Here is a 14,830-nt window from a genome sequence, read left to right as displayed (position 1 = left end):
TCTTTTGCAAGAGTGGAAGGTTTTTCATTTTTCATTGCTCTTGCGTTATCAAATGTGCTACACTGGTTTCATTCACAGGAATGGAGGGTTGCAGTGTGATAGATTATATCCGAGTTAGGTCTTTGCGTGGCTAATTTCTATATAGCGCCAAAGCTCTGCCCTACGCAGAGGACTCAGGATAAGTCTGTCCGCATAAGCCGTTACATTAACGGTAAGCAACCATACGTCATGTTTTGTCCTACCGCTACGGGGGAGCTATCGTTTTTTAATAGCTCAAAGCCCCTTGCTGATGGCAAATTGACGCATTTTCCACTTATGCGCATCCATTCTATCCGATATCCTCTAGCGTTAATTCCGAACACGGGCAGTGTAGCCTGTGTTTTTTTTCGTATTTCTGATAACGATAAGAGTGACAACGGAGGTTGATATTGTATGATGGAACATCAAAATAGAACTAAAGCGGTTATCGTTGGAGTACAGCTCCAGCGTGATCATGATTTTGCCTACTCCATGCTGGAGCTGCGAAATCTGGCGGATGCCTGCAACATCGAAGTGGTTGGCGAGCTGAGCCAAAAAGCGGAGCGGGTTAATCCCTCCCATTACATCGGCAGCGGCAAAATTGACGAGCTTCGCGCCCTGCTGGAAGGACTTGAGGCTGATACGGTCATTTTTAACGACGAGCTTTCCCCTTCGCAGCTGAGAAATCTGGAGAAGGATCTGGAATGTGTCGTGATGGATCGTACGATTGTGATTCTGGATATTTTTGCAGAGCGGGCCAAAACAAGAGAAGCCCAGCTGCAGGTAGAGGTAGCGCGATTACAATACTCGCTGCCACGGCTTGTCGGCTTGCGCGCTTCGCTTAGCCGCCAAGGCGGCGGGGGCGGCGGAGGCCTCCGCAACAAAGGCGCCGGCGAAACAAAGCTGGAGCTGGACCGCAGACGTATTGAAGACCGCATCAGCGCGCTCCAATCCGAGCTGGAGAAGCTTGTAGCGACCAGACAGCTTCAGCGCAAAAAGAGACAAAAAAACGAGCTGCCGGTTGTCTGTCTCGTAGGGTATACAAACACGGGCAAATCCAGTCTTATGAACGCCTTGCTGGAGGCCCATGATCCCGAAACAACCAAGCAGGTTTTTGCCAAGGATATGTTGTTCGCCACCCTGGAAACGTCGGTTAGAAGCATCGAGCTGCCGGACAACAAATCCTTTCTGCTGACGGATACGGTCGGCTTTGTCAGCCAGCTGCCGCATCATTTGATCAAGGCGTTCCGTTCCACGCTGGAGGAAGTGACCGAAGCCGATCTCCTGCTGCATGTCGTGGACTACGCACATGAGGATTACGAGCAGCTGATCCAGGTTACGAACGAAACGTTGAAGGAGCTGGGCGCTGAAGGCATCCCGACCATTTACGTATACAATAAATGCGATTTGACCGAGCAGCCTTACCCTCGCGTTACGGATAACCGGGTATTTATGTCGGTCAAGGAAAACAAGGGTCTGGAGGAGCTGGTCCAGCTTGTTCGGAGCTATATTTACAAGGATTTTGTGGTTAAGGAAATTTTGGTGCCATTTAGTCAAGGAAGGCTGGTTTCCTATTTCAACGAGCATGCTCACATTATGGAGACGGCCTACGAGGAAGAAGGCACACGGCTGAAGCTGGAATGCAGCATTGCCGATTATGAGCGTTACCGGAACGATTTTATCGAGCTGTGACATGATTCAAAAAAGCCGGAGCAAGGAGGGGTGTTTCAGACTCCTCTTGCTTCGGCTTTTCATATTCATACTCATATTCATATTCAAGTTTATATCATTCCGCTAGAAACTGGTTCATTAATGCTTCCTTTTGTAATACGTGATAGCCAGAGCCAAGGCCAGCACCGCGCCTTTGACGATATCCATCGCGTAATAAGGAACGGCCATCATGACCAGCCCGTTGGTCAAAATGCCGATCAGCACCGCTCCCGCAAGCGTGCCGAACGCATTGGGCTTTCCTGCTCCAAAAACGGAATACCCGATAAATGCTGCTGCAACAGCCTCCATCAGATATCCTCCGCCGGAATTCACCTCGGCCGTCATAACGCGAGCGCCCAGAATAATACCGCCTATTCCCGCAAACAAGGCGGAGATCAGATATGCGGCCAGCCGGTATCTGCCCACCGCAATGCCGGACAGCTTGGCAGCCTCCGGATTGCCGCCGATCATATACATATAGCGGCCATGCTTGCTGTAGGTCAGGAAGACATGGACGACCAGCACCACGATGATCATAACGATAATAATGCCGGGTACCAGGCCCAGGCTTTTAAAGACAGCCGGAATTTTGCCGGTCGCAAAATCTCCGTTTGGCATAATCATGTTTTGAGAAACCGTAGCCCCTCGGGTATAGGTCATCGCGATACCCTGGAATACAAACATCGTCGCCAGCGTCATCAGCATGTCCTGAATTTTAAAATTGATGACGAGAAAAGCATTCACCAAACCAACAATCAGGCAGGCAATCAAGGCAAAAGCGATGCCCAGCCCCATATTGAGGCCATGCCAGACAAACATCGAAATGACAATGGAATTGGCCAGCGTTGCCGTTGATCCCACAGACAGGTCAAAGCCCCCTATCGCAAGCGAAACGGTCAAGCCGATAGCGATGATGGTGACAATGGAGATCGAACGAAAAATGCTGATAATGTTACTTTGACTCAAAAAATTGTCCGTGGCAAAACCAAAAAAAACAACAAGCAGCAAGATTGTAATCAAGGTGCCGTATTTGTACATAAATTCAAAAATGCCCGTGGCTGTCCGTTTTGAGCCTGCTGCCTTCATGCCTTAACCAAACCTCCCGTGCTATACAGCAAAATTTCTTCCTCATTCGTCTGCTCCGTAAGCAGCTCCTTGGTGATTTTCCCATCGTACATGACATAAATACGATTCGTCAGTCCCATCAGCTCGGGAAATTCGCTGGAAGCGTACAGCACGCATTTGCCTCTTGCCGCAAGCTCCGCAACCAGCTCGTAAATATCGCGTTTGGCGCCTACGTCCACACCTTTTGTCGGCTCGTCAAATATATAAACCTCAGCATCAACCAGCAGCCATTTGCCAATCGCCACCTTCTGCTGGTTGCCGCCGGATAGATGCTTGACCTTGGTGTCAGGTCCCGGCGCTTTGATGCCGAGAGCCGCGATTCGCTCAGCCGCAGCGGCATATTCCTTGCGCCGGCTTATCCATAAGCCAAAGCGGGTATATTGCTTCAGACTGGCTGCGGTCAGGTTAGCGGCTACCGATTCCTCGACCAGAATGCCCTCGCGCCGGCGCTCCTCCGGCACCAGCGCAATTCCGCTGCGAACCGCATGATAGGGCGTGCGGCAATCCAATAGCTTCCCATCGACAAAACACTCCCCTGCTGCGCTTTCCGATGCGCCGAATAAAGCGCGGCAAAGCTCCGTTTTGCCCGCTCCTACAAGTCCGCCGATACCAACGATTTCTCCTCGCCGTATATTCAGCGTTACATCGTCTATTTTTCCGGGGTCCTTCATTCCTTTTGCTTCAAATGCAATTTCTCCAATGCTGCCGCTTCGTTCAGGGAACTGCCCGTCCAGCTTGGTCCCTAACATATACTCAACAACCGCATGCTGCTCAACATTGGCAATCCGGTCGCTGTGCACCACCTTGCCGTCGCGCATTATCGTAATATCCTCGCAAATGGCGTACAGCTCAGGCAGCCTGTGGGAAATAAAAATGATGCCCACGCCCTCTGACTTTAACAATGTCACCAGATCAAACAGTCTCTCCGTCTCGGTATGGCTGAGTGGGGCAGTAGGTTCGTCCAGCACCAAAAAGCGGCATTCCCTTGTAATAGAGCGCGCAATCAGAACAAGCTGCTTCTCCGCAAGTGTAAGCTCCTGCACCAGCCTGCGGGTTGGAATGGACACCTTCATTCTGGACAATACGGCTTCCGCCTCCCGATGAAGCTTCCTCCAGTTCATCAGATGCTTGCCCTTCATGCCGTATACGGTTTGCTCCAGCATAATATTTTCGCCTACGCTCAAGCTTGGGATCAGCGCCGTATCCACTTCCTGATAAACAATTCCGATGCCGTTATCCTTGGCGTTTTTGGGATTTCTGATGGATATGGCCTTCCCATCCAAAAAAACCTCCCCGCTGTAGTGGTCGTGCGCTCCCGAAAGCACCTTCATCAGTGTTGATTTTCCGGCTCCGTTCGCCCCGATCAGCGCATGAGCGCGTCCTGCCGCAGCCTCAAAATCGACATGGCTTAACGCCTGAACGCCAGGGAATGCGATGGATATGTCCTTCATTGCCAGTTGACCCGCTGCTTTGGCAGACATGAGGCTCCCCCTCTCTATAATACGGGGCTGTCCAAAAAGTCATTTACGGTGAATAATGATTCAGCAAAACCGGTACCTACCTGAAAAGGGTGTCTTGGAAGCTCAAACATTTTTGTCCGCTTTATTTTGATCCAATTTTTTAGTGGATAAAAGCGGACAAAAAAACTCGCCCTCAAGACACCTTTTCCCTCCGGTCCTCTCTGCTGAATCATTATTACTTCCGCTTGACTTTTCGGACAGCCCCTGCCGTTGCATTTATTTGCCGTGTGCTTCCTTCAAGGCTTTAATCCACTCTTCATTAAATGCATCCGATGCGCCCCAGCCCGGGACAACGTCCGACAACGTTTGAACATTAACGGGCTCGGCAGATTTTTTCAAATCGTCCTGCGTAATTAGCGCTGCATCCAGGCTGTACGTGCCAGGCGTATCTTCGCCGGCCAGCTTTTTGGCGGCAAGCCTTACGTTAACGGCGCCGATCATTTTGGCATCAACAGCCGCTGTCGCTACCCAAGGGCTATTCTCTTCCTGCATAGCCTGCAGGTCGGCATTCGCTACGTCAATGCCGTAGATTTTCACCTCGGTGCGGCCCGCCTCCACCAGCGCGCGCGTTGCTCCAATCGCAAAAGCGTCCCATGTTGCAAAAATCGCATCCAGCTCGCCTTTTGGATATTTGGCCAAAATCGCCGCCACCGCATTTTGCGTGTCTACCGAAGTGTTGGCATTTGCAACGCCAAAGCGGTCCAGCTCAACGATTCCGGGATATTTAGCCAGCGTTTCCTCATAAATTTTATTACGGCGTACCATCGGCGGGAAGCCATCTACCCACAGGTACACGATTTTGGCGGCCTCGCCCTGCTCTTTAACCAGCTGATCCAGTGCAAATTGCGCCAAAGATTCGTCGTTTTGCGAAGTCAGCGTAACGCCTTCGATCGCAGACAAATCATCGATGGAGTCAAACGCTACAACCTCAATGCCTTTATCGCGCAGCTTTTGAACCGCTTCTACGGCTCCTTCAACGTTGGCATGCGACAGGATAACCGCATCCACATCGCTTTCCCCGGCTTGCTCAATTGCATCCAAGAACTTGACCGTATCGTCGTTGGCGGCAAACGTGTCTACCTTAAAGCCTAACGCTTCTGCCTCCTGCTGAGCGCCGGCCAGAAATTGAGCCGTATGCTCATCCCCGCCGATTTTGCGAATGACTTTAATATGGATATCGCCTTTTTCTTTGATGGCTGCTGGTACGCCCTCAATTTCGTTTACATTGACGCTTTTTGCGTTTCCGCCGCCACAGCCCGTTGCAACAATGGCGATAGCCAGAAAAAATACAACGATGGATTGAAGCTTCATGCTCTTCATTTTGTGTCTCCCCTTAGTGTGATAAATATCATTAATACAAGCAATCCTATCGGATTTAAAGAAATCCGTCAATAGCTTGAATAATATTTATTACTCAACAGGGCTTTCGTATAAAGTCAGCTGGTTTTTTCCCTTATCCTTGGATTCGTAAAGCGCCTGGTCGGCCGCCTTCATTAATCCCTCGGGATTCGGACTCACCGCGGGCCACATTGCGCCGCCAAGACTGCAGCTAATGGTGACGATTTGACCATCCAGCTGAAACGGCTTGCGCATCGCCCGCAGGATAGAGAAAGCCACTTCCTCGGCCTCATGAACGGCGTCATCTCCCGCCACAGTTAATACGATAAGAAACTCATCTCCCCCGATGCGGAAGAGATAGTCGTCATTTCGGGCAATATCCCGCAGACGTTCGGCCACAATCTGCAGCAGCATATCGCCTGCTCCATGGCCGTATGTATCATTAACACCCTTAAAGCCGTCAAGATCCATATAGAAAAAAGCCAGCTCGCCGCCCCAAACCTCCGTACGGCGCATTGCCTTATGAAGCACTGTATCCAGGCCGCCGCGATTCAACAAGCCCGTTAATTTATCGCGCCGGGCCACATCCTCCATCCGTTCAAGCTCCGTCTCGGTTTTGGTCAGCTCTGCAATAAGCGCGCGCAGCGAAGATGACAGGATTTGAAGCTCCTTGATTCCTTTTGTATAGGGAATCGCGACCTGCTCGCCAAAGCGAAGGCGGTTAGCGGCTTCCGATATGCGCGAAATCGGCTTGGCTACCTGCTTGGACAACAACGGAGCCAATATGACAAATATGAAAATAAGCAAAAAAGTAATGTTTATCATATGATTCATAAGGGAACTGACAGGCAAAAAGGCGACGGACGCCGGCTGCCGGACAATGATTTTCCAGCCCAGCCCCGGATAATTGAGATGGCCGCCGCTTTTTGAATACCCCGTCAGATATTGTTGGCCGTCCGGCCACTTCACAATGGCCCATTCGTTGTTTTCGGCACGTTCCTCCATGCCCTCCAGAACCAATTGCTGCCCCGTCCAGGCATCCGGTCCGGACAATACCGTATTGTCCAAGCGGCTGACAATAAACACCTCTATTTCATCATAGGTACTGCCTTTTAATCCTTCCAGTACAGAATCACGCAGCTCTACCGACCACTTGGAGCTCAGATGGGAAGCCAGTACGCCCGTCTGATTTCCATTGTCATCGTAGAGCGGCATACTGATATCCACAAATTTAAGCGGCTCCTTGTTCCCCTTGTTCAGCAAGTCGTTAAGCAGCACCGCTTCATGTACATCGCCAACAAAAGGCCCCTTCATGCCTTCCTTATAAACAGGACGCTCCGCTATATTGACCCCGGCCAGATTTCCGCCCGTAGCCGCAACAACAACGCCCATAATATCGACAACCCCGATCCACGCAAAGGACGGGATATTTTTGACCAGCTCATCCAGCACAATTTCCGTTTCCTGCAAATTACTTTGCAGGCGAAGGGAGCTCAGCTTGCTAAGCACTAATATTTCGTTATAGCGGGAATACATATAATAATCCTGCTTGTCCGCGATTTGATAGGCTGTAGAAGCAAGGCCGGCGCCTATCTCCGATTTGAAGTCGTCATTAATGCGTTGTCCAATCAGCAAAGTTGCTGATCCAATTACTACAATAACAAGCACGGCAAATATGAGTGAAAAATAGGTTGTCAGCCGCAATGGAAGTTCCTTTCCCTTACCCGTTGTCGATTTATGTCACGAAATACATTCAGCAGTATTATATTTCATTTCCTTTGTGAAAGAAAGAAAAAACTCCCTTGCGGGAGTTGAACGCATATCACAGATTAGACGCTGATTTTGACTCTATCCAGATCAATGATTTGCATCCTGCGGATGCGGATCAACAACCAATTCGGCCGCTTTGGCGTTGCCAATGACCTGCTCCGGATTTTTGCAGCCCGGTATCACCGCCGTAACGGCGGGATGCTTCAAGCACCAGGCTAGCGCCCAGCTTGCCATATCTACTCCGGCAGGCACCTCCTCGCGGGCGATGGCCTGCACCTCCTCCAGCTTGCCCTTCGTTTCCTCCGCGTCATGGCGGTGGCGGACGTCGTTGCCTTCAAATACAGCTCCAGGCTTGTATTTACCGCTAAGATACCCGCTGGCTAACGGCACCCGTGCCAATACGCCCAGGTTCTGGGCCTGGCAGGACGGAAAAACCTCCGCTTCCGCTTTGCGGTCAAGCCGGTTATATACCGCCTGGATCACTTCCGCTCCCACGCGCGAGGCTGCAGCCGTCTGATGGATATTGGCGTTTTTGCCAATGGAAAGGCCCAAATGGCGAATTTTACCCGCTTGAATCTGCTTGTCCAGCATGGTCCAGAGCTTGTCGTTGTCGAATACGGAATCCGGGCCGGAATGGAACTGATACAGATCGATGTACTCCACCCTGAGCGCTTTTAACGAACGATCCAGCTGGGCAAGAACAAGCTCGGGTTCAAAAACATCCGTACGGGAGAACAAATCGTGATAATGATGGCCGAATTTGGTGGCGATAACCCAGTCCTCCCGTTTTCTGCGGCTTATGTAATCGCCGATCAGCGATTCCGAGAGATGGTCGCCGTAGCATTCCGCGGTGTCGATAAGGTTGATTCCAAGCTCATGCCCTTTGTCCAAAATAGCGTCAGCTTCCGCCTGGGTATAGCTTTTCCCCCACTCGCCGCCAAATTGCCACGTTCCGAGTCCAATAACGGATACGTTTAAGCCCGTTTTTCCCAATACTCTATATTTCATGCTGTCAGCTCCTTCTCTACTAAATTTCCGGCCTGATGCCGCCATCTTCTATTATAACTCTCCTCCTCTGCCTGTCCAAACAGGCTGCTATTTCCGCACTTTTGCAAGGACAGCCGAACAATCTACATGATCAGCAATGAATAGAATAGAGCATCAACCATGAAGGAGTGATGCTTTAATGGCTTCATTTACAGCTAGATTAAGAGGAAGAAACGAAGTTCCGCCAGTCCGCACAAACGCAACAGGTTTTGCCGTTTTCCAGGAAATCCGGAGAAGGCGTCATTTGGAAAATGAAAACAACATGGACAATGGCCGCAACATGGAAAACGGAAATAACCGGAATCACGGAAGACGCCGCAATGCGCAGCTTCGCTTCCGCCTTTCCTTACGCAACATTCGGCGCGTCACGGGAGCCAACATCCACCTTGGCCGGCCTGGACAAAATGGCCCGATCGTCGCTACCCTGTTCGGTCCTTCCGCTCAAGGCGTATCCTTCAGACGCGGCGTTATAACCGGAACGCTGAGACGCGGCGACCTCGTTGGCCCGCTTGCCGGACGTTCCATTGATGCGCTTATTCGCGAAATCGAACGCGGCAACGCTTATGTCAACGTGCAAACGCGCGAACATCCAAACGGAGAAATTCGCGGTCAAATTCGTTAAGCTAAGCCGGATGCCGCAAGTCATCCTCAGCCATTGCCTTAGCTAGCGCTAGAGCCGCTATGCTTTGGCCCGCCTGCGGCGCTTCCTTGTTCGCGGCTCCCCTTTTTCCCGGTGACGCCGTTTATTTCGCTTGCGCTGCCGGCATTACCCATGCTTTCGTCGTCAGCATCCGGGCTTTGGCCTGTGCTTTCGGGATCACCCGGGCTTTCGTCGCCAGCATCCGGGCTTTGACCTGTGCAACCGTCAGCGTTTTCAATGGCTACGCCTTGCTGAGCAGGCTCCGTATCGGGGCCTGTCCCTTGAATGGAGGGCTGGCGGATTGCAGCAGTCAAGGTCACGACAAGCAGCGGACAAAATAGAACAAGCGCTGTCCAGAGCGGATGAACAGTCGTAATAATGCCAAACCACTGGGTGGCGCTATCGTATGATACTAGCCCCAGCAAAAAACCGCTTAACGCAACCGGCATAACCAATACGCTGGAATCCTTTATCCTGAACAGCCGCGCCATAAATAAACTAAGCACAAACAGAGTAATGGTTGTTTTCATATAGGAGCCCAGAATTAACGCCATGCCGATGATGGATTCGATTCGCTGGATAATTTCCTGGAACTCCACAAGCCTGGCTATAGAGAACAGCAGGTAAGGATTTTCCGCAGCGTAAGCGCCAAACACCATAATGGAGCAAAGCGTAACTGTACATAGCAGAAAAGTGCTGACGCCAAGAGAAATCAACATGTGTTTGGGCAAAAGCCGTCTTTTTTTTCTGGCCGTAAAAGGCAGCAGCATGCCAAACAGGAAGATTTCAACAAAAGGAAAACCAAAGGTATAATAAGCTCCATAAAAAACCGGTACTATCCCTTTTGGCATAATCGGCAAAAGCATGGAGGGATGATAATCCGGCAGAGCCAGCGTCAGTACAATCATGACCGATACCGCAGTTATCACCATAATCAGCATAAACATCCGGGCCATGACCTCAATTCCTGCGCGGGCCGTTAAAGACGAGATCAAAAAAATGAGAAAGGTAAAGACATACATGGGAGTTTCACGGAGCATGGAGCTGATCATAAACTGGCCGACGCCAACCACAATGGCCGCTTGCATATGGAAAAGATACGTCATCGTCAACAAGCCGAATAGCAAGGTAATCGTGCTGCCTAGCATTTTCCGGCTAATATCTATATAAGTCATTGACGGGAAGCGCCGATTCAGAAATAAAAGCATGCCCAATATGGCAAAACCGGTTCCCCCCGATAGCAACAGCGATACCCAGGCCGAATTTCCGGCCCGTTCTATTAACGGGCCGGGTACAAAAATAATGGAGGAGCCGGTCATAAACACAAAAAACAGAACGCTCATTTGAAAAGAACTTATCGTTTGTTTGCGAATATCCATCTCCTCCTTCCTGTACAGAAGCCTTTATCCACGCAGTATTTTGTCTATTGCGTCGCTAGCCGGCTTCAGCAGCCCCACAATGTCAAACAGATCGGGCCAATCCGCATTTACCGCATAATCGATTCCCATATACAAGGACAACACCATAATTGCGCCATACACATATTTTTCCCGTTTGGACATTTTACGACGCAGCGTCATCCCATCGTACAACCAAACGCCGCCTAATGCGAAGGCCAGGACAAGCATTCTTTCCCATGGCACTTATAAACCCTCCTGTGGAAATATTTACACAGTTTGAGTATTTCCTCCCGGCGCTGGCGCTATACGATCCCAGCTGCCTGCAAACTCCTCCTCCGCATAATTGTAGAATGCTTTCAAGATGGACTGGCGGTCATCATGGAACAACTGGTCGGCAATAGAGGAAGCCAGACGCGGAATCGCAAACCTCAGACCGGATATAGCAGAGGCGGACAGGCCGCAGCTGACCATGACCGAATAATTGAAGGCGAATAAGCCGTGCAAACGCGCTTGCCCCTCTTCGTCTCGCCCGATGAAGCCAAATCCCGGAGTCAGGTACGGATGTCCATCCAGAAGTGGATTGGCTATTTCAGCAGGAGGCGTATACCGGTCCCGCCATCTTGCGATATCGTCATTCACCAGCCGCAGCTCCGGCCGGAGCGTTGGATCGGAGACCAGCCCCGTGCTTATAATAAGGAAATCAAAGGTAAAGCTTCCCTTTGGCGTCACGACATTTACGGTATCCGTTCCTTTTTCCTCCGCTCTTAATTCAGTCTTGAGCCATGGCGAACCCAGATGCAGCCTGAAGCCGGGCCAGGATGAGGCGCGCTGGAAGGTATCGTTAGTTGGCGGTTGATTATACTTGAAGAAATGAGCCATTACCGCATATTTATCGGCATCATTTAAGACTCGGAACCGCTCAATCAGGCCGGAGCCCTCCATTTGACGGATGGGATTGACGCGCGGGAGCTGCTCCCTCCTTACAAAAACATGAACCTCCGATGCCCCGGAGGCCAACGCAGCGTTAGCATTATCAAAAGCGGATGCTCCTCCGCCCAAAACAGCGATACGTTTGCCCTTCAGTCCTTCAAAATCAATGGGCTCCGAGGAATGGGCATACAGATGGCGTGGCATATGCCTGGAAACCACCTCCGGCACATGCCACTCGCCTCCGCCTTGAATGCCTGTCGCCAAAACAACCTTTCGCGACAATATGGCGTTTGCGGGAGCGCCGGCTCCTTCCATATGCAAGCGATAAATGCCTCCCCCAAGCGGCTCAATCAGCGTTAGTCTGGTTTCGTTGGATACAGGCAGCTCCAGCATCCTTCTGTACCAGCGCAAATAGTCCATCCATTCACCGCGCGGTATTTTGTCCAGCTGCTCCCAAGCATCCTTGCCCTTGCAAGCCTCCCGCCAAGCCCGGAAGGTTAAGGATGGAACGCCAAGATCAATGGAGTTCAAATGCTTTGGCGTACGGAGCGTGATCATTCGGGCGTAGCTCTCCCACGGCCCTTCCATGCCGGCTTTATTTTCGTCGATGACCAAAATATTGCCGACCCGCTCCCGCAGCAGCCCAAAAGCCAAACCCAATCCGCTTTGACCGCCGCCAACTATAACAACGTCATAAACATGGCCCTCCTCATGCCTTCGAGGTAAAACCCAATCCACGCCCTTATACGCCAAATAGGCCAAATCCCGCTTTACTGCACCTTCAAGCGCCTCCAGCCCATTATGCTCCGCACCGCCCATTAGCCCGCCCCCTCGCTTCACGCCCCATTACCCGCGTCAGCTTTAATGACATGTTTCTTTCATCTTATCTCGCGCAGTCCCGTTTTAAAAGGGCGAAGCCATATTCTGTTCAATCCAACCAACGCATTTGGTAGCCCATGTGCAAATTAGACAGCATTGACGCCGCCAATATCTGATTTACAGCCAAACCATTGTGGGTTACTCTTAATTTATTTGGAAGGATGTGTTTTATCTGAACCTCTTACGCGCCGTTGCCAGCCGGTTTTGGAAATACAGACTACTCGCCGCGTTGTTTTTGCTTGCTCTTTTATTCGAGGTTGCATACGGAATTGCGGCGCCTTATAGCTTGAGCTTCCTGGTGGACAAAGCCTTCACTCCAAAAAACGCGGAAATGTTTCTGCTCATTCTCGGGCTGCTGCTAGCCGGGGGACTGCTCAGCGTGCTTGCAAACGTCCTTGGCGATTATGCATTGGGCAAACTTGCCGGAAAATCGGTGCGGGATTTGAGAACAGAGCTATTTGCCCACGTGCAGAAGCAATCCCTCCCCTTTTTCCAAAGCTATAAAATAGGCGATCTCATCACTCGCTTTTCCTCGGACATGTCCTCCATTGACGGAGTTATAAGGGTTACCAGCCCCTACTTCCTACGAGAAGCGTTAAGCGTAATGATGGGATTATCCATGCTGCTTCTGCTGGAATGGAAGCTAACATTAGCAGTTATGGCTGGCTCCATCTTTATGATCGCCGGACCACGATTCATGCAAAATAAAGCGGAGTCGGCTAATATAGCCCACAAGGAAGCTCAAGCGAATTTTTCAAATACGGTGGACGAGCTGATTAAAGGCCACAAAGCAATCAAAAGCCTGAATCTTCGGGAAAGAATCCTGCTGCAGGGCCGCAAGCGAATTCAGGAGCTGTTTCATACAGGCTTCAGGCTGCATATGACAAACTCTCTGATGGAGCGTATTCCAATGACGGGGCTGCTTGTGCTGAACGGCACGATGATCGGGTTCGGAGGGTATTTGATTTTTCAGGATCAGATGAGCATCGGAGAGTTTATTGCCTTTTTGACTCTCTTTATGAGCGTGGGACAATCCGGGGCCAATTTGACTTATTTGCTGCCCGCCTTGATTGAATCTGACATCAGCTTCAAGCGAATATCGGAAATTTTGGAAGAGAAGCCCACTATTTCAGATACCGAAAACGCCAAGGAGCTTGCCGCGCCAATCTCCCGAATAGCCTTCAACGACGTGACCTTCGGCTACACCGGACAAAAGAACCAGCTGAGCTCCATCCATCTGGAAATCCGGAATGGAAGCTACACGGCTTTTGTAGGCACAAGCGGCTCAGGGAAAAGCACCGCCTTGCAGCTGCTTGCCCGCTTTTACGATCCTCAGCAAGGGTCCATTACCTTTGACCGGCTTGATCTCAGGGAAATGACGGAGACCTCCTTACGAAAATATGCCGCATTGGTTACGCAGGAAACCTTCCTGTTCAATACAACGATTCGGGACAATCTCGCTCCGGATCCCGCAGCTGCCATTTCGGATGAAGAGATGATTGAAGCAGCGAAGCAGGCCCAAATCCACGATACGATTACAAGCTGGCCGGATGGGTACGATACCGTTATTCATCATGAAGGCGGAACGTTGTCGGGAGGCGAAAGACAAAGGCTCTCTCTTGCCAGGGCGCTGCTGCAAAAGCCTCAGCTGCTGCTGCTTGACGAAATTACAGCTGCACTTGATCCGGCAACGGAAGCGGAGATTAATGCCTTGCTCCTGCGGCTGAGGGGAAACCAAACTCTGGTTTCCGTTACTCACCGTCTGGACTCCGTCCAGCATGCCGATTGCATCCATGTATTCCATAATGGAGCCGTTGCCGAATCCGGCACTCATCAGGAGCTGCTGCTTCTTGGAGGTCTGTACAAACGTCTATGGGACAAGCAGCATGGCCTGCATCTTTCGCCGGACGGCAGCTCCGCTTCTGTTGACGCAGCCCGTTTGGCGGAGCTTGGCTTTTTTGCTGGCATGGAGCTGGAGTTGTTGGAGGATATCGCCCGTTCCTTCACAACGGAAACGTTTAATGAAGGCGAGGTTGTTGTGCGGGAAGGCCAGCAGGGAGACAAGTTCTATTTGATCGTCCGGGGCAAATTCGATGTAGTGAAGGATGCAGACGGCGAAAGGATTACACTGGCCACATTGCTGGACGGGGATCACTTCGGGGAAATTGCGCTGCTTCGCAACATCCCGCGAACGGCAACCGTTATGGCGGCAGCACCGTCCGTGCTCCTGTCCATCAAACGAGAAGCCTTTGCCAGCCTGATTTCCAGCCAGCCTCAAATCCGCACCATGCTGGAGCAATCGCTGGAGCAGCGGACTTGATGCTTGAGGCAAGCCTTAACGCTTGATGAACGCCTGCGTCTGAAAAACCTAATGGTCATTTGTGACCGTCAGCGGGTAAAAAAGCTTGGTCAGCCACCGTTTACGGTCACCCGTGTCCTTTAGCAGTCAAAAG

11 protein-coding genes are annotated in these 14,830 nt (G+C 51.1%); 3 read left to right on the top strand and 8 right to left on the bottom strand.

Going from position 1 to position 14,830, the window contains the following annotated elements:
* Nucleotides 1–435: 435 nt before the first annotated feature.
* A complete protein-coding gene (hflX, locus tag A7K91_RS24700; RefSeq protein WP_068687380.1) occupies nt 436–1,710 on the top strand; it encodes a GTPase HflX in 1,275 nt (424 codons plus the stop codon).
* A 117-nt stretch (nt 1,711–1,827) separates the two neighbouring features.
* Here the strand turns inward: hflX and A7K91_RS24695 are convergent, their stop codons facing one another.
* From A7K91_RS24695 to A7K91_RS24670, 5 genes are all read right to left on the bottom strand, one after another.
* The gene (locus A7K91_RS24695; RefSeq protein ID WP_068687152.1) at nt 1,828–2,814 is read right to left on the bottom strand and encodes an ABC transporter permease; all 987 of its coding nucleotides are present in this window, start codon (nt 2,812–2,814) and stop codon (nt 1,828–1,830) included.
* A complete protein-coding gene (locus A7K91_RS24690; protein WP_068687151.1) occupies nt 2,811–4,334 on the bottom strand; it encodes a sugar ABC transporter ATP-binding protein in 1,524 nt (507 codons plus the stop codon). Before A7K91_RS24690 ends, A7K91_RS24695 begins: the two co-directional genes overlap by 4 nt.
* Nucleotides 4,335–4,589: 255 nt before the next feature.
* Nucleotides 4,590–5,693: a sugar ABC transporter substrate-binding protein gene (locus A7K91_RS24680; protein ID WP_068687149.1), complete on the bottom strand. Its 1,104-nt coding sequence runs from the start codon at nt 5,691–5,693 to the stop codon at nt 4,590–4,592.
* A gap of 90 nt (nt 5,694–5,783) precedes the next feature.
* Nucleotides 5,784–7,415 carry a sensor domain-containing diguanylate cyclase gene (locus tag A7K91_RS24675; RefSeq protein ID WP_068687148.1) on the bottom strand — a complete coding sequence of 544 codons (1,632 nt, stop codon included), beginning with the start codon at nt 7,413–7,415 and terminating at the stop codon, nt 5,784–5,786.
* A gap of 153 nt (nt 7,416–7,568) precedes the next feature.
* A complete protein-coding gene (locus A7K91_RS24670) occupies nt 7,569–8,489 on the bottom strand; it encodes an aldo/keto reductase (protein ID WP_068687147.1) in 921 nt (306 codons plus the stop codon).
* Nucleotides 8,490–8,667: 178 nt separating this feature from the next.
* On the opposite strand from A7K91_RS24670, the gene A7K91_RS24665 reads away from it, so the two are divergent.
* Complete coding sequence (locus tag A7K91_RS24665) at nt 8,668–9,150, top strand: CHRD domain-containing protein (RefSeq protein WP_068687146.1); 483 nt, start codon at nt 8,668–8,670, stop codon at nt 9,148–9,150.
* Between the two features lie 38 nt (nt 9,151–9,188).
* Here the strand turns inward: A7K91_RS24665 and A7K91_RS24660 are convergent, their stop codons facing one another.
* From A7K91_RS24660 to A7K91_RS24650, 3 genes are read right to left on the bottom strand one after another with little or no spacing between them, the layout of a single operon-like run.
* On the bottom strand, nt 9,189–10,547 hold the full coding sequence (locus A7K91_RS24660) for a GerAB/ArcD/ProY family transporter (protein ID WP_068687145.1): 1,359 nt from the start codon (nt 10,545–10,547) through the stop codon (nt 9,189–9,191).
* 24 nt (nt 10,548–10,571) lie between these two features.
* Entirely contained in the window at nt 10,572–10,811 is a 240-nt protein-coding gene (locus tag A7K91_RS24655) for a hypothetical protein (protein ID WP_068687144.1), read from the bottom strand.
* Between the two features lie 24 nt (nt 10,812–10,835).
* Nucleotides 10,836–12,317: an NAD(P)-binding domain-containing protein gene (locus A7K91_RS24650; RefSeq protein ID WP_068687143.1), complete on the bottom strand. Its 1,482-nt coding sequence runs from the start codon at nt 12,315–12,317 to the stop codon at nt 10,836–10,838.
* Between the two features lie 223 nt (nt 12,318–12,540).
* On the opposite strand from A7K91_RS24650, the gene A7K91_RS24645 reads away from it, so the two are divergent.
* Nucleotides 12,541–14,697 carry an ABC transporter transmembrane domain-containing protein gene (locus tag A7K91_RS24645; protein WP_082967732.1) on the top strand — a complete coding sequence of 719 codons (2,157 nt, stop codon included), beginning with the start codon at nt 12,541–12,543 and terminating at the stop codon, nt 14,695–14,697.
* Nucleotides 14,698–14,830: the final 133 nt, after the last annotated feature.

This window comes from Paenibacillus oryzae, from assembly GCF_001675045.1.
In the GTDB taxonomy this organism is placed as follows: domain Bacteria; phylum Bacillota; class Bacilli; order Paenibacillales; family Paenibacillaceae; genus Pristimantibacillus; species Pristimantibacillus oryzae.
The sequence above is the reverse complement of the archived record's forward strand: the minus strand, read 5'-3'. Positions and strand labels throughout refer to the sequence as shown.